11 protein-coding genes are annotated in these 15,456 nt (G+C 68.0%); 7 read left to right on the top strand and 4 right to left on the bottom strand.

The genetic code is table 11. The features are described 5' to 3' along the window. Position 1 precedes the first annotated feature (1 nt). Both ACOQFL_RS20775 and ACOQFL_RS20770 read left to right on the top strand, forming a co-directional pair. Positions 2 to 1,447, top strand: a complete 1,446-nt coding sequence (locus tag ACOQFL_RS20775; protein ID WP_435545879.1) for a catalase — start codon at positions 2 to 4, stop codon at positions 1,445 to 1,447. Between the two features lie 349 nt (positions 1,448 to 1,796). After that, positions 1,797 to 3,014, top strand: a complete 1,218-nt coding sequence (locus ACOQFL_RS20770; protein ID WP_435545878.1) for a glycosyltransferase family 87 protein — start codon at positions 1,797 to 1,799, stop codon at positions 3,012 to 3,014. A 43-nt stretch (positions 3,015 to 3,057) separates the two neighbouring features. Here ACOQFL_RS20770 and ACOQFL_RS20765 read toward each other — a convergent pair whose 3' ends face one another. From ACOQFL_RS20765 to ACOQFL_RS20755, 3 genes are all read right to left on the bottom strand, one after another. Next, on the bottom strand, positions 3,058 to 4,542 hold the full coding sequence (locus tag ACOQFL_RS20765) for a dynamin family protein (protein ID WP_435545877.1): 1,485 nt from the start codon (positions 4,540 to 4,542) through the stop codon (positions 3,058 to 3,060). Then, positions 4,539 to 6,350 carry a dynamin family protein gene (locus ACOQFL_RS20760; RefSeq protein ID WP_435545876.1) on the bottom strand — a complete coding sequence of 604 codons (1,812 nt, stop codon included), beginning with the start codon at positions 6,348 to 6,350 and terminating at the stop codon, positions 4,539 to 4,541. The genes ACOQFL_RS20765 and ACOQFL_RS20760 overlap by 4 nt, the downstream gene beginning before the upstream one ends. 242 nt (positions 6,351 to 6,592) lie before the next feature. After that, positions 6,593 to 7,531, bottom strand: a complete 939-nt coding sequence (locus tag ACOQFL_RS20755) for an IniB N-terminal domain-containing protein (protein WP_435545875.1) — start codon at positions 7,529 to 7,531, stop codon at positions 6,593 to 6,595. A gap of 301 nt (positions 7,532 to 7,832) precedes the next feature. On the opposite strand from ACOQFL_RS20755, the gene ACOQFL_RS20750 reads away from it, so the two are divergent. Together ACOQFL_RS20750 and ACOQFL_RS20745 are read left to right on the top strand one after the other, a co-directional pair. Beyond that, positions 7,833 to 9,305, top strand: a complete 1,473-nt coding sequence (locus ACOQFL_RS20750) for an Hsp70 family protein (RefSeq protein WP_435545874.1) — start codon at positions 7,833 to 7,835, stop codon at positions 9,303 to 9,305. Positions 9,306 to 9,383: 78 nt separating this feature from the next. Continuing rightward, the gene (locus ACOQFL_RS20745; RefSeq protein ID WP_435545873.1) at positions 9,384 to 11,966 is read left to right on the top strand and encodes a helix-turn-helix transcriptional regulator; all 2,583 of its coding nucleotides are present in this window, start codon (positions 9,384 to 9,386) and stop codon (positions 11,964 to 11,966) included. Positions 11,967 to 12,540: 574 nt separating this feature from the next. Here the strand turns inward: ACOQFL_RS20745 and ACOQFL_RS20740 are convergent. Further along, positions 12,541 to 13,623: an alpha/beta hydrolase gene (locus tag ACOQFL_RS20740; protein ID WP_435545872.1), complete on the bottom strand. Its 1,083-nt coding sequence runs from the start codon at positions 13,621 to 13,623 to the stop codon at positions 12,541 to 12,543. A gap of 256 nt (positions 13,624 to 13,879) precedes the next feature. Here ACOQFL_RS20740 and ACOQFL_RS20735 point away from each other — a divergent pair, with 256 nt between their 5' ends. From ACOQFL_RS20735 to ACOQFL_RS20725, 3 genes are all read left to right on the top strand, one after another. Continuing rightward, positions 13,880 to 14,446, top strand: coding sequence for an NADPH-dependent FMN reductase (locus ACOQFL_RS20735; protein ID WP_435545871.1), 567 nt, complete (start codon positions 13,880 to 13,882; stop codon positions 14,444 to 14,446). Between the two features lie 168 nt (positions 14,447 to 14,614). After that, a complete protein-coding gene (locus ACOQFL_RS20730; RefSeq protein ID WP_435545870.1) occupies positions 14,615 to 15,100 on the top strand; it encodes a Dps family protein in 486 nt (161 codons plus the stop codon). A 60-nt stretch (positions 15,101 to 15,160) separates the two neighbouring features. Beyond that, on the top strand, positions 15,161 to 15,364 hold the full coding sequence (locus ACOQFL_RS20725) for a DUF1059 domain-containing protein (protein ID WP_435545869.1): 204 nt from the start codon (positions 15,161 to 15,163) through the stop codon (positions 15,362 to 15,364). Positions 15,365 to 15,456 lie beyond the last annotated feature (92 nt).

The raw sequence follows: 15,456 nt of genomic DNA, 5'->3' as shown, positions 1-15,456 counted from the left end.
CGTGAGTTCGCCACGGCCCACGACGACCAACGCCGGTATCCCGGTGGCAAGCGACGACCACTCGCTGACAGCGGGCACCAACGGTCCCGCGCTGCTGCAGGACCACTACCTGATCGAGAAGAACGCCCAGTTCAACCGCGAACGGGTGCCCGAGCGCGTGGTGCACGCCAAGGGCGGCGGCGCTTTCGGTTTCTTCGAGACGACCGAGGACGTCAGCCAGTACACCAAGGCCGCGCTGTTCCAGCCGGGCGTGAAGACCGAGACCCTGATTCGGTTCTCCTCGGTCGCGGGTGAGCTGGGCTCCCCCGACACCTGGCGTGACCCGCGCGGGACCGCGATCAAGTTCTACACCTCCGAGGGCAACTACGACCTCGTTGGCAACAACACCCCGGTGTTCTTCATCAGGGACGCCATCAAGTTCCCGGACTTCATTCACTCCCAGAAGCGCCGGGCCGACAACCACCTGCGTGATCACGACATGCAGTGGGACTTCTGGAGCCAGTGCCCCGAATCGGCACACCAGGTGACCTGGCTGATGGGTGACCGGGGTATCCCGAAGACCTGGCGGAACATGAACCTCTACGGTTCGCACACCTACCTGTGGGAGAACGCCAAGGGCGAGAAGTTCTGGGTCAAGTACCACTTCAAGACCGACCAGGGCCACGACTTCCTCACTCAGGAGGAGGCCGACAGGCTGGCCGGTGAGGACAGTGACGCCCACATCCGTGACCTGTGGACCAGCATCAAGTCGGGCAACAACCCGAGCTGGACGCTGTACGTGCAGGTCATGCCGTACGAGGAGGCCGCGGACTACCGGTTCAACCCGTTCGACCTCACCAAGGTGTGGCCGCATGGCGACTACCCGCTGATCAAGGTCGGCCGGTTCGTGCTCGATCGCAACCCGGACAACTACTTCGCGCAGATCGAGCAGTCCGCCTTCGAGCCCGCGAACACCGTGCCCGGCATCGGCCTTTCCCCGGACAAGATGCTGCAGGGCCGGTCGTTCGCCTACCCGGATGCCCACCGGTACCGGATCGGCCCGAACTACATGGAGCTGCCGGTCAACCGTCCGGTCTCGGAGGTGAACTCCTACTCCAAGGACGGCCCGATGCGGTACAGCTACGGGCAGGACCCGGTGTACGCGCCGAACTCCTACGGTGGCCCGCACGCCGACACCCGCAACGGCAGCGAGGACACCGCCAGCGGAATCGAGCAGGAGGTCGTCCGCTCGGCGTACCAGCTGCACTCGGAGGACGACGACTTCGGCCAGGCCGGGACCATGGTCCGCGAGGTCTTCAGCGACGAGGAGCGGCAGCGCTTCGTGAACAATGTGGCCGGACACCTGTCCAAGGGAGTCAGCCAGCCGATCCTGGAGCGTGCGCTGCAGTACTGGCGCAACGTGGACAAGGACACCGGCGACAAGATCGCCGAGAAGGTCCAGGGCTGAGCTACTCCTTGATAGTCCGGTGACGTCGCCCGTCCGTCGGGCCCGTCCGTCGGGCCCGTCCGTCGGGCCCGTCCGTCGGGCCCGTCCCTCGGGCGACGTCCACCCCGACCGCTGACCGCGGCTACCACCACCGAACCGGGCCCGGCGGCCACCGCGTCGCCGGGCCCGGTCCTCGTGTGGAGACTCTCGTCGCACCCGGGAACTCTCGGATACGCGCCTGGAGCGGACCGAGTTTGGGGTAGATTGTCGCTCGATGCGGAATGATCGTACTGTTGTCGAGCGCGGTTCCCCGAATGCCCCGACTTCTCCGGAAAATGTGAGAACGAACACGAAGCGGGGAAATTATCGGGTGATTGTCCCGCTCGGGCTCATCACGTTGTCCGTTATCGCTCTCGGGTGGGAATTCTGGGTGTGGATCTCGGCTCAGGGCCACTGGCCGGATCACGCGGTCTATCGCTGGGCGGTCGAATCCTGGCTCAACGGCTGGGACGTGATGCCCTCCGAAGCCACCGTGACCAACGAGGATCCCCTGCCCTGGGTGTATCCGCCGTTCGCGCTGTTACCCCTCACCCCGCTGGCCGTGCTTCCGCTCAAGGTCGACATCGCGCTGCTCTACGCGTTGAACGCGGTGGCCCTGGTAACCACCCTCTACCTCGTGTTCCGACGGACCTGGCCCCGCGGTGATCCGCTGCTGTGTTTCGCCCTTTCCGTCGCGCTGGCCAGGTTCTCGCTGTTTCTCGAACCGGTTTTCGGATGTTTCGCGCAGGGACAGATCAATATCCTGCTCATGGGGGTTGTCGCGGCGGATTGTCTGGTGCGTAATCCGCGTTGGCCGCGGGGAATGCTGGTGGGAATCGCCGCCGCGATCAAACTCGTCCCCGGCGCTTTCCTGCTGTTCTTTCTGTTGCGCAAGAATTTTCGTGCGGCGGGCACGGTGCTGCTCACCGCGTTCCTGGCGACACTGCTCGGTTTTCTGGTGGACTTCGAGGCCTCGGTCAAGTACTGGTTCACACAGGGGCCCGCCGCCGCGGCCTTCGGTTCACCACTGCGCAGCAACCAGAGCGTACTGGCGGTGCTGAGCCGAACCGATCTCTCCGGTGCCGCGCAGGTGTCGTTGTGGGTACTGGGCAGTGCGTTACTGGGGGCCGCGACCGTCTACTGTGTCCGAAGGGCGTCCGACGCGCTGGCCGTGGCGATCATCGGGCTGGTGGCGTTACTGATCTCACCCACCTCCTGGTCCAATCACTGGGGCTGGCTCGCACCCGCACTGCTGTTCATGGTGCTGTACGGGCTGCGCAGCCGTAGCAAGCTCTGGTTGGGCACGGCGGCGGTCTCGATCAGCGTGACCCACTGGGCGCCATTCGTGGGATTGCCGCTGAACCGGCACCTGATGCTGCATCTCCCGCCGGTGGACCAGGTTCGCGCCGCCTCGTTCGTGATCCTGGGCGTGTCGCTGCTCGTGTTGACGACGTTCTCCCTGCTGCGGTCGTCCCGTGGCGTGCCGGAACGCGAAGCGAGCGGTCGCTACCTCGCTTCGCTGGTCGGTACCGGAGAACGGACCGGCTGACCCCGGCTCGCCTGCCCCGGAGCCGCGTCTCGACGGGGCCGGGCTAATGCCCGACATTCGCCGCCAGCAACCGCTCACAACTGCGCAACACCGTCCGCACCGCCTCCCGGTGGTCGCGGTCGCGCAGCGGATCGGCGGCCAGCACCCGCCACCGTCGGGCGGCCTCGCCCGCACGTTCGGCGAGATCCCGCGCACCTGCCCCGGCCGGGGCCGCCAGCCTCGCCATCGGCTGGTCCCCGTGCGCGCCGAGCAGTCGTTCCGCCTCCTCGCGGAGCCTGCCGGGCAGCGACAACTGTCCGGACCACAGGCCGGACAACACCCGTAGCTCGTCCCACTCGTGCGCGTTGCTCAGCAGGCGATCCAGCTCGCCCTGCAACTGCTTGTCACCGGAACGGGGGTTGGCCCGCAACGCCATGTCCACCGCGAGCAGAATCGAGCGCGCCCGCAGTGCCTCCTGGCGTTCGACGAACTGCAGGTGAACCGCTTCCTGCAGCTCACCGATCCTGCTCTCGGCGAGCAGCTGCCGCCGCAGCCTGCCGTGGTCGAGCCCGCCCCCCGCGAGAGCGGTCAGCGCGCTGTGCAGTCCGAACAGCCCGAAACGGCGCAGCAGTTCCCGCCGTGTGCCGGCATCGACGGATTCGGGGGTCTCGGAACCCGCGAACCGGTCGGCGGACAGCAGCAGTTCGTCCAGCTGCTCGCGGGGCAGCGCGGCCAGTCGGGACAGTGCCTCGAACTCGGACTGCCCGAGGGTGCTGCCGCCCTGCGCCAGCAGCCCGGCCACCGGCAGCACGTACTGCACGAAACTACGGATTTTGGGGTCGTCCCGGCACGCGTTCGCCACTCTTCCGGCCGCCTCGACGGATTCGTGGTCACCGCCCGCCACCTCGTCCGCCCGCGACAACGCGAGGATCGTGTTGATCGGCGCGCGCCGCGCCACCCGCAGTTCGTGTACCGATTCGAGGAACTGCAAGTCGATCTGTTGCGGCTGTCTGGTCAGGTAGAGCACCGAGTCGGCCTCGGAGAGTATCTGTGCCAGTGCCGACCTGCCGGTCTCCTTGACCGCCGTGGAGGCCACTCCCGGCGTCTCGATCAGGGTGATCGCCTGCAACCCGGGCGAGGGGGACTCGATGACCAGGCGCGCCACCTCGTCCGGACGCCAGCGTTGCAGGTCCCGGATGGTGGCGGGATCGAGCTCGTCGACCGGCACGTTCCGCTGCGCGCCGTGCGGGGTGTGCACCGTGATCCTGGGTTCGGGAGCGTAGCGGAACACCGTGTTGACCTGGGTGCGTTCCTCCGGGTCACTGGGAGCGAGTTCGGCCCCGACCAGTGCGTTGATCAGCGTTGACTTGCCGGATTTCACTCGCCCGGTCACCGCCATGCGCAGCGGTTCGGAGAGCCGCTCCAACCGGGCTCGTAGCCAACCCGCTGTGCGTGGTTCGTCCCGGTAGAAGGTCATGGTCCGCAGCAGCAGTTCCCTGGCCTGGGAGAGCAGCGCGGTGCTTGGGCCGGTGTCGCGTGCCGTGGTCATGCGGCCGCTATCCGGTTGGACGTCAACGCTGCCGCTCGTTTGCGCAGCGCGCCGAGCTCTTCCAACTTCTTCTTGATCTCCCTGGCACGGGCGTCGCGATCCACCGCGCTCTGTTCGGCCATCCGTTTGGTCTCCTGGATAGAGCGGCTGATCCGGATCTGTGCCTGTTCGGTGATTCGGTTGCAGTGGTCGTGCAGCGTCTGGTGCATGTTCCGAATGGCGTCGCGGGCCTCCTTGTTCACCTGGAAGACCACGTGCTCGACATAGCGCTGCACCGCTGCGCGTGCCTCGCTCTGCCTCCGTTTGAGCCGCGAGTCCTTCTCCTCGTTGAGGCTTTTGCTCCCCAGTAGCAGCCCGGCGGAGATGGAGATCACGTTCATCAGCGGCAGCCCGGCCATTCTCGTCATCAAGCCGAACATCAGTACCCCACCGTAGGAACCGCGCAGTCCGGTCAGTATCTGGTCTTTGCGCGGGTAGTCCGAGCTCTTCGGTGCCTTCGGGGCGGGGACTCGCGACAGCGGGTCCGGAACGGGGATGGGGTCGCTACTGGGCAGCGTACGTACCTGTTCCCGCAGCAGTTCGTCGGCCACCTGCTCGGTGATTCGCTCCCGCCGCCGGTCCAGCCAGTCGAAGGTCTGGGCGATCGCCGTGTTCAGGCTGTCACGGAGCCACTCCTCGAACTCGTCCCAGTTGGTGTTCGGGTCGGCCTCGTCCAGCGTCTCGTTCGCCTGGTGCAGTACCGCCCAGCTTCGTTCCCGGAAGTCGTACTCGATGTCGGAGTAGAGCTCCTGCACCCCGTCGGACAGGGTTTTCTGCCAGCGCCCGGACAGTCGTTTGAGGTCCTCGGCACGCCGTTGTGCCGTTTCCAGTTCCAGTAGCGTCTCGGTCGCGGTGCGCGGACTCTGGTTGCCGAGTTCCTCCCGCAGCTCGCCGGTGATCGTGTCGATCGAGTCCGCGACGTTGTGGGCGACCAGCTTGCGGGTCAGTTGTTCGTGCGCACCGGCCATCTCCTTGCGCAGGTAGTCCAGCAGCGCGGGGAATCCGGACTCGGTGTTGAGGTCCTTGTTCTTGTCGCGGGTGGCCAGCGCACGGATACGGGCTGACACGGGAAAGATCTTGCCCGCGATGCCCGCGTTGGACAGGTGCTTGCGGTTGAGTTCGACGATGTGTCGCCACTCCGGCACCACGTCGGTCTTGGGCTGTACCAGTGCCACGTTGGGGCATATCGCGGTGGCGCGTCGCAGGAAGTTCAGCTCGTTGGTGGTCAGTTCCTGGGTGGCGTCGGAGACCATGAGCAGCGCGTCCGCTTCGGCTACCGCTTCTTCGGTGACCGAGCCCAACGAGTTGGTGACTCCGCCCACGGCGGGCGTGTCCATCAGCGCGAGTCCGTTCTCCAGCAGGGCGCGGGGGACTCCGATCTCGGTTCGGTCCACCCGGTGTCCCGCCACCAGCGCGCGTTCCAGCTCCTCGCCCACCGACTCGATGGGCACGCGGGAGCGGTTGCCGCCCACCGGGCTCCGGGTCGTCTCCTGCTCGACGAGCTGCGCCGTCGGTTCCTCCGAGTATCTCACCAGGCTGGGCACGCTCGTGCTGACGTTCTCACCGCTGCCGCACACCGGGGCGTTGACCAGGGAGTTGACCAGTTCGCTCTTGCCTTGGTCGGGCTCGCCCACCACCAGGACGAGCTGGTCGGGATCGAGCACCCGGTTGCGGATCCGTCGTAGTCGGCTTCCCAGATCCGTTCGTCCGGCTTCGGCGCATTCCGCTTCCGCGCTGTCGAGGAGTTCCACGAGTGCCGTTTCGATCACGATGGGATTGTGCACGTGCACACGCTCGGAGGTGAAGGCGGACAGCGTAATCGCGTCGGTTCGTGGGGAGATGGGAGCGGAATCGCCGCCGCGAAGCGCGGACGCGGCGGCGATCGGTCCACCGGGGATCCGTGGAGAGAGGGGCATACGGATCCCCGGCGTGTCCGCCCGCTCAGGTAAGAGCACGTTCAACGGCAGCGCCGTCGTGTCACACGGGCGCCGTGGTCATCGGCGCCGACGCGTCACAGCAGGTCGAGCGGCAGATCCGAGGTGACGCCCCCGACAACGTCCTCGGCCTGGCCCACGGTGCCGCCGACGGCACCGGTCGCGCCGTCCAGGGTGCCCGCCGCGTCCTCGGAGGCCACGTCACCGGTGACGCCACCGGCAACGCCCTCGACCGTGCTCGTCACGTCGTCGACCGGGAGGTCGCCCGCGGTGCCCACCGCGGTGTCGGCGGCACCCACGGCCACGTCGACACCGGTGTCCACGGTGCCGTCCACCGTGTCGGTGACCTCGCCGACCGCGCCGTTGGCGGTGCCGCCGACGGTGTCCACCGTGTTGTCGACGGTGTTGTTCACGCCGCCGACCGTGTTGCCGACCGCGCCGACCGTGTTACCCACGGCGCCGACCGCGTTGCCCGCGACCTCGTTGCCGCTGGCGACATCGTGCACGCTGACCAGGTTCTGCGAGTCCTGGTTGTCGATGTCGATGTTCTGCTCCATCTCCTTGTCGGCGTCGCCGCCGGAGGAGTAGTTCGGGTTAGCGGAGTTGTCGTTGTCCAACAGGCTCATGTTCGTATCCGTCGCTTCCTGCGGCTCTGGAACTTGTGCGGGATCGAGTTGGTTGATCGCGACGTGCTGCGTGCTCGCGGCGAACGTGTCGATGCCGGGTTGCACCGTGCGTCCGTACTCGGTCACGAGCTCGGCGGGTGCGTAGTCCAGCACCAACGACGAGGCTTGCAGCACCTGTGTCGCGTTCAGTTCTCCGAGGCCGGCACTCTCCAGCGCGCCACGTGGATCGGCTTCGAAAGCCGAACGCGCTTCCGGATTGCCGACCAGACGTGTCAGGAACTCCTGCAGTGTCGGTTCTTCCGGCGTGGCCGTTGTTCGAGTGTCCGTCCCCGAGGTGGATAACCGGGCACCCTCCCGCCCGTCGGCCTGCTCCGGCTGTGCGTTCGGCATCGCTGGCGTTCTCCTGAACTCAAGCCGTAGGTCTTCTCAAGCCGGGCGAGGGATTCGGTGTCCCCGCTCCTGATTAAGAAGCTACGTGGTTGGCGGCCCCCACCCATCGGGAGCCACTCCTAGTTATTGATGAACCTGTTAGGGGGACTTTGATGTGTCACTCGTTAGGGGATCAATGGAGCGGGTCACATCTTTGCGTAATTGAGTCCACGCTAAGTTGGACCCGCGGGCTTACCTGACGAACCCCGCGCGATCGCCCTGTGGCAAAGCAAGTCCAACCAGGTAGGCCGGAAGGGATGGCATGCCTTACGTTCTCGGGGTTCACCTGGGTGCGACCAGTACTTCGGCGGCAGTCGTCGCGCGTGACGGTGGGCAGTGGGCACCCGCCGCGCCGTTCCCGTTGGGGCACTCCCGTGCGGTGGTCCCCACCGCGCTGGGGCGGTCGCCGGACGGCTCCCGTTTGGCGGGCGAGGCTGCCGCGAGCAGAGCCGCCGAATCTCCCGAATGGGTGAGTACCGATTTCGTCGCGGAACTCGGTCAGGACACCCCGCTGCCACTCGGAGGTGAACTCGTGGCCCCCCCGCGCCTGGCCGCGGGCATGGTGGAGTGGGTGGCCGACCAGGTGGCCAACCGGCGCGGCGCGCCTGCCGAGCACATCGCCGTGGCACACAGCGCCACCTGGGGAACGCACCGGATCCACCAGTTGCGACGTGCGCTGGCCGAACTCGGCCTCACCGATGTGACCCTGCTGCCGGAACCGCTCGCGGTGGCCACCGACTACATCGCCAGACAGCCGCTCCCCGCGGGCGCGTCGATAGTCGTCGGCAACGTGGGGGGCAGCGGTGCCGATGCCACCGTGCTGCGCAGACGCGAGTCGAACCGGAAGGACGAGGGAGCAGGGGAACACGGTACCGAACTGGAACTTCGCGGTGTCACGGTGCACGGGCCCCGCCCCGCGGGCCGTGATCTCGACGATCTGATCCTCGGGCAACTACGTGACGAGCTGGGTGGAGCGCTGTCCGAACTGGATCCCACTGATCCCCGCAATCGTGCGGCAGCCGCCCGAATACGGGAGGAGTGCACCCGCGCCAGGGAGGAACTGTCCACCAGGGACACGGCCGGGGTGAGCGTGGTGCTGCCCAGGTTCTCCCGGGAGATCCAGCTCGCACGGGTGCGCTACGAGCAGCTTGCCCGGCCGCACCTGGAACTGCTTCCCGAGAAGCTCTCGCAGGCGGTGCAGTCCGCCTCCCTCAGCCCGGGTGAGCCGGAAGCGGTGGTGCTGGCCGGTGGTCCGGCACGCACCCCGCTGCTGCGCGAGCTGGTGCAACAGCGCCTCCGCGAGCAGCTGTCGGGCAAGGACGCCGAGGCGGTCCCGGTCCGCGTCGACGGCTTCCCCGAACTGGTGGCGGCACGCGGAGCGGCGTGCCGCGCGGCCGAGGTGCTTGCCGCGGCCACTGACCGCGCCGCCGCGCGAGCCGAGACCAGTGTGCTGCTGCGAGTGGACGACTCCGTAGATCAGCAGGCCGTCGAGCACGGCTACGACCTGCTGGAAGAGCGGAGCGGTGCCGATTCCGAGGCCACTCCGGACCGTTCGGCCCGGCCGCTCCGGCCGCCGGTGGAAGTCGAACCGTTGCACATCGAACCTCCCCCGAAACGGAAAGCGTTTAAGATCGTCAAATTGTCGCTCGCGGCGATTCTGATCATTCTCGGGTTGGTAATGACCTTCGTACAGGGATTCGGCGGGCAACAGCCCGCGTTACCCGGCTTGCTGTGACAGGTCGAAATCCGGCCTGACCAAGGCGAAGCCGTTCCGTCGCGCCCACCGAACACCGCTCACCGATTGGGACCGCTCGTGAATCACCCCAGCGCCACACGGCCCGCGCCGGACTCTGGTTCGGCAGCCCGGTTATGGGAGGTCGCACAACACCGCGAGGCCACGCGCCTGCGGCAGGAAATAGCCGCCAACCCGAACAAACCCCTCACAGCCGTGGTGCGCGGTCCCGGCGGGTACGGCAAGACGAGCCTGCTGAACCTGCTCGCCCGCACCTACCGCGAAGCGGGCACCACGGTGCGCGAGTCGGCCGAGTTCGACGCGGCGGAGATCCGTTCCGGCGCTGCCGTGTTACTGCTCGACGATGCCCACCTACTGTCCGCCGCCACGCTGCGCGAGGTGGAGGCCCTGGCCGTCGCGGGGCCGGTACGCGTGATCCTGGCCTGCCGCTCCTGGCCCTTCCCCGCGGAACTGGCGCGACTCTGCGCGCGCTTCGCCACGGGCAGGCCGGTGGTGGAACTGGCCGAGCTCGGCGTCACCGAGATCTCCGAAGTGCTCCGCGGCGCCGCGGCCCCAGGCGACATCGAGACGGCGCAACGGCTGCGGATGTTCACCGGCGGAGTTCCGGCCCTGGTGGCGCGCGCGATCGAAACCCTGGAACCGCGCGAACTCGCCGCTGGTGGTGCCGAGCACCTGCCGCGACCCGCACTGGACAGATTCGACCACGAACTATCCGCACTGGACCGAACCGCGCGTGGCTGCCTCACCGCGCTCGCCGTCGGCGCCGAACCACATCCCGCGCTGCTGGCCACCGTGCTCGACGCGGAATCTCCCGAGATCACCACCGCCGTGGCGGCACTGCGTTCCGCCGGTATGCTGGACGACACCGACACGCCCCCGCCCATGGTCGCCCGTGCCGTGCTGGCGCTGACCGACTGGCAACAACGACTGGCGGTGCTGCGCGTGCTGCTGCGTGTCCGGCTGGACCGCGGCGGCCCCGTGCTGCCGTTACTGCGGCCGTTGCTGGGAACCGAGTCCGTGCTGCCGTGCGACGACACGCTGGCAGCCGCCTTCGACGCGGCGGGCGGCCAGGCGCTGAGCCGGTCCTCGGAAGTGGGCGAGTCCCCGGAAGTGGCGGTGCGGATGTTCGACGCGGCCGTGAGCACCGGGCTGCCCGCCTCCTCGGTCACCGCACGCAAGGCGTGGGCGGTCGCGTTGAGCGGACGATTCGACGAGGCGCTGCGCCTTGCCGACCGGGTGATAGCCGACGAGAGCGCTTCCGATCGGGCGACCGCCATCCAGGTGGCGGCGGCGGTACTGACACACCGGGGGCTGCCCGAACGAGCCGCGGAGTTGTGCCGCTGGTCCGCCCGCCACGTCCGCTGGCCGGGGGACAGTTCCTGCGCCGTGCTCGGGCTCATCTGCACCGGCAGACTCGACGAAGCCGTGGAACTGCTGCGTACGGAAGCCGAAGAACCCCCCACCTCGGTGTCCGGGGCGAGCACCCAGCTCGCCTCCGGATTGCACCAGTCGGTCGACGGCGCGGCTTCGGAGGCACTGAACACCCTGGTGCGAGCCGCCTCGCTCGCCGAACCCGTCGGTGGGGCACTGCTCACCCCGGACACCCCGGCAGCTGTCGCGGCCACCGTCGCGCTGCACTGCGGGGAGATCGACCTCGCCGACTCGGTGCTGCGGCGGGCCGTCACGGCCGACAGCGGCGGTCCGCTGTTCCGGACCAGGCACCGGTTGCTCGCCATCTGGTTGCCGCTGTTACGGGGCGACACCACGGCCGCCAAGCGGGAGCTCGGCGCGCTGCTGTCCGACTCGGACGAACTCAGCCCGCGTGATCGGCTGCACGCGGTGGCGATCGAGGCGGGTATCGCTAGCCGCGACAACGACATGGCGGCGTTGGGGCAGGCACGCACCAGGGCACGTCGCGCGATGGCCGAACACCCGGTGGACCTGTTCGCGTTGCTCCCCCTGGGGGAACTCGCCGTGGCCACCGCGAGGCTGCGGGACGGCGACTGGCTGCTGCCACAGCTGCGCCAGGCACACGAACTGCTGGCGGCGCTCGGCGAGCCCCCACTGTGGGCGGCTCCGCTGCGCTGGCGCGAGACGCAGGCCGCCATCGTGGTCGAGGAATACGACCGGGCGGCGGAACACACCGCGGTTCTCGACCGGATGGCGCGGCACAATCAGCTCGCCGCCGCGCTGGCAACGGCGGGAACGGTGTGGCTGCGGGTGCTCGAGAACGAGGTGGACCCGGCCGAGGTGGAAAGCGCGGCGCGGACGTTGCACGCGGTGGGACTCGCCTGGGACGGCGCCGGACTGGCCGGACAGGCGGCGATCCGCACCACCGACCGAAACGCGATGCCCGCCCTGCTGGAATGCGCGCGCGGGCTGAGTGGCAAGGGGAACCGTTCACAGCGGCAGTCGAGCGGAGCAGGCGGGGACATCGGCGCGGCGGCCGATGAGGCGCAACTGCTCAGCGACAGGGAACGGGAAGTGGCCGAACTGGTGCTCGGCGGGATGACCTACAAGCAGGTCGGCCAGCGGCTGTTCATCTCGGCCAAAACGGTCGAACACCACATCGGCCGGATCAAACAACGGCTGGACTGCTCCGACAGGCAGCAACTACTCGAGAAGCTCCGCTCCTTGCTGTGAGTGTTCGATGCCAGTTGCTCGGTCGATTGCGTGGCGGAACCTCTCGCACGGCTCTCGCTCCGGGGAGGCCCGACATCGGGTAGTTACTTTCCTGAGGGGTCGATGCCGGTTGCGTGTCTGGTCGGGTAGCCGTCACGTGAGTCGGCGCCTTGCGGCGTTGGGCCGGCTCTTGAGTAGCGACCTACGCGGCGAGCGGCCCGGCCTCGCAATGCATCCGACTCACGCACCGGGGACACGCGCGCTGCTTACCCGCATGGCCGCGTTTCGACAGCGGCCTCGGGCGCGGCGATTTCGCGGGAAATTGACACCCCCGAGCAGCGGGAAGGCCCCAACTCCGTCAATTTCCCGCGAAATCGCGGAAGCACCGGCGCCGACGAATAGCCACACTCCCACCACTTCCGCAGGCCGAACTCCCACCGCCCTCGCAGCAGGACCGACCGCGGGTTCTCCGGTGCGGCTCTCGCGAGGACGGCCCCGACGTTGTGTAGATCGACCCGAGGTCGGGGCACCCGCAGCGAGAGCCGTGCCAGAGGTTCCGCCAAGCGACCAGCTACGTAGGCCGAGCACGGGGGCTCTAACCCGCGGAGTGGAGGGAGAGGCCGGCTCGTAGTGCCCCTACGATCTCGAACATCGCCTCCCGCAGCCTGGCGCTGGCTCCGAACAGGTTCGCGAAACCGTGGATGAGGTCGGGGAATCTGCGGGCGATGAGCGGCACACCGGCCTCGGACAGCCGCCTGCCGTACTCCTCGCCCTCGTCCCGCAGCGGATCGAAGCCCGCCGTGATCAGCACCGTGGGTGCCAGTCCGGTGAGGTCCTCGGTGCGCAGTACCGAGAGCCGCTGGTCGCTCCGCGCGGAGATCTCGGGCTGGTACATGTCCATGAACCAGTCCATGTCCCCGTCGGTGAGCAGGAAGCCGTTCCCGAACAGCTCGCGGGAGCGGCGCCGGGTGGCGGCGTCCACGGCCGGATACAGCAGCAGTTGCAGCACGGGGCTCTTGAACCCGTTCGCGGTGGCGTGCTGCGAGACCACGGCCGCGAGATTGCCCCCCGCGCTGTCCCCGCCCACCGCGATCGAGTCGGCGCTGGAACCGAGGTCCTCGGCGTTCTCCAGCACGTACTGGTAGGCGTCGATCGCGTCCTCGGCCGCCGCGGGGAAGGGGTGCTCGGGCGCCAGTCGGTAGTCCACCGAGAGCACCCTGATGTCGGCGTGCTTGGCGAGGAACCGGCACAGCTCGTCGTGGGTGTCGAGATCCCCAACCACCCAACCGCCGCCGTGGTAGAAGACGAGCAACGTGCTCGGCTCGGTGCGGTCCTCCGGGCGGTACAGCCTGGCGGGCAGTTCTCCCGAACCCGCGGAGACGGTGCGTTTGCTCACCTGCACCCCGGTAACCCCCGCGCCGCGTACGAGCTCAATGCCCTGCGCCATACCCGCGCGGGCCTTCTCCGGGGTGTCGGCGGCCATGCGTTCCTGGCCTGCCAGGGCCTGCAGCCGTAGCAGTGCTTGTACCTCCAGCGCCAGCTCCTGGCCGTCGACCCGCGTGGGCGGACCGGCGATTCGCCGCAGCAGCGGGCGCGGCAGCCGGAGCAGACTCAGCAGCACGGCTGATTGGGCACGTCGTTGTACCGAGGCGGGGATGGCATCGAGAACCTTGGACACGGCTGGACCTTTCCACGGAACCGTTACTGTGTGATGTGCACTACGCGGAGGCTACCGATGGGTAGTGCGTGGTGCGAGACACGCGGTGGTCAATTGACCTCGACTGCACTTCAACTTTTACCGTTGCGGAGTTGGTCGCTCTCCGTGGGGCGACCGATCGTGTAAGGGTGCCTGCCCGTGTGGTGACATCAGGTAATTGATCGCGTGGTTCACTGGGCGGGTTATGCACCCGTGCGGGTGAGGAAGGATTGTGTCGATGGCGGTGACCGTAGTGGGGATCGGTGGTTCGGTCCGAGCCGACTCACAATCCGAACGTGCCCTGCAGGCCGTGTTGGCGGGCGCCAGGGACAGCGGCGCCAAGGTGCAGCTCCTGACCGGCGACGAACTGGTCATGCCGTTCTTCGACACATCGGTGTCGGAGCGGACCGCCAACGCCCAGGCGCTGGTGCGAGCTCTCCGCGATGCCGACGGGGTGGTGCTCGCTTCTCCCGGCTATCACGGCACCGTTTCCGGGCTGGTGAAAAACGCCCTCGACTACGCGGAGGACCTGCGCGAGGACGAGCGCCCGTATCTGCAGGGACGTGCCGTCGGCTGCGTCGGTATCGCGTACGGCTGGCAGGCGACCGTGACCACGTTGCAGGCGTTACGTTCGGTGGCCCACGCGCTGCGGGGGTGGCCGACCCCGTTGGGGGCGGCCGTGAACTCCGCCGAGACCGGGCTCGGGCCCGGTGGGGAGTGTGCCGACGCCAAGGTCGCCTCGACACTGCACACCATCGGAGTGCAGGTGGCGGAGTTCGCGCTGGGAAGCCGGCACGGGCACTGACTCCACGGGTGCTGCCTCCACGGGCACTGGCTCACACCGGTCCACGGTTCCGTGTGCCGCTCCCGCCAAAGGCTCCACGAGCCGTTTCGGAGCGGGCCCCTCCGGGTACGCCTCGCGCAGCCCCCCACATCCAATGCCGCACCGGGGGTTACGAGGAGGTACGACGAAATGGCCGAGAAGGGTCCGATCACCAGTCCGTTGGCCGATTCCGAGCGCGATATCACCGCCAAGTCTCTCCAGGCCACCCTGGTTGACCTCGTCGACCTGCATCTGGTTGCCAAACAGGCGCATTGGAACGTGGTGGGCAGTGATTTCCGCAGTGTTCACCTGCAGCTGGACGAGTTGGTCAGCAGCGCAAGGGAGTTCGCCGACAGCGTCGCCGAACGTGCGGCGACGATCGGTGTCCCACCCGACGCGCGGGCGGGCACTGTGGCCGAGAGCTCGGGTGTGCCCGAGTTCGACTCGGGGTGGCGCCAGGATCGCGACGTGATCGTGGCGATCGTCGAGATCCTCGGGAAGTTGATCCGGCGGTTGCGCGCGCGGATCGACGAGACCGACAAGACCGACCAGGTCACCCAGGACCTGCTGATCTCGATCGCCGCCAAGCTCGAGGAGGCGCATTGGATGTGGCAGGCCAAGCTTTCGAGTGGCTGAGCTTTCGAGTGGCTGAGCTCTCGGGCAGCTGATTTCCGTCGCACATCGTGTGTGGAGGCGATGACGGTGCGAAAGATCGCCGATTGCAGGGAAACCCCCAGCGTCATGAACTGCACGCTGACGATCACCGGTGAGGAGAACGAGGTGGTGCGGGCCGCTGCCGAGCACGCGGTCTCGGTCCACGGCCACGAGGACAGCGAACAGCTCCGCGAGATGATTCGCGGTTCGCTTCAGGACGAGCGGAGCTCCACCGGCACCGGCTGAGGTTCGGAGTGGTGCCGAGCCCGTGAACACCCCTGGGGAGGGGCCGGAGGCCCGTGCGGATCCGGTAGGGGACGGGTGGTGGCGTCGCCGTG

The sequence above is a fragment of the Actinopolyspora sabaoui genome (assembly GCF_051225635.1).
Taxonomy (GTDB): Bacteria; Actinomycetota; Actinomycetes; order Mycobacteriales; family Pseudonocardiaceae; genus Actinopolyspora.
This window is presented reverse-complemented; position numbering and strand designations above follow the sequence as displayed.

Excerpts from the sequence above, each read along its gene's own strand:
- ACOQFL_RS20765 (WP_435545877.1), bottom strand. The coding sequence starts at position 4,542 with ATGACCACGGCACGCGACACCGGCCCAAGCACCGCGCTGCTCTCCCAG.
- ACOQFL_RS20755 (WP_435545875.1), bottom strand. The coding sequence starts at position 7,531 with ATGCCGAACGCACAGCCGGAGCAGGCCGACGGGCGGGAGGGTGCCCGG.
- ACOQFL_RS20750 (WP_435545874.1), top strand. The coding sequence starts at position 7,833 with ATGCCTTACGTTCTCGGGGTTCACCTGGGTGCGACCAGTACTTCGGCG.
- ACOQFL_RS20735 (WP_435545871.1), top strand. The coding sequence starts at position 13,880 with ATGGCGGTGACCGTAGTGGGGATCGGTGGTTCGGTCCGAGCCGACTCA.
- ACOQFL_RS20730 (WP_435545870.1), top strand. The coding sequence starts at position 14,615 with ATGGCCGAGAAGGGTCCGATCACCAGTCCGTTGGCCGATTCCGAGCGC.
- ACOQFL_RS20725 (WP_435545869.1), top strand. The coding sequence starts at position 15,161 with ATGACGGTGCGAAAGATCGCCGATTGCAGGGAAACCCCCAGCGTCATG.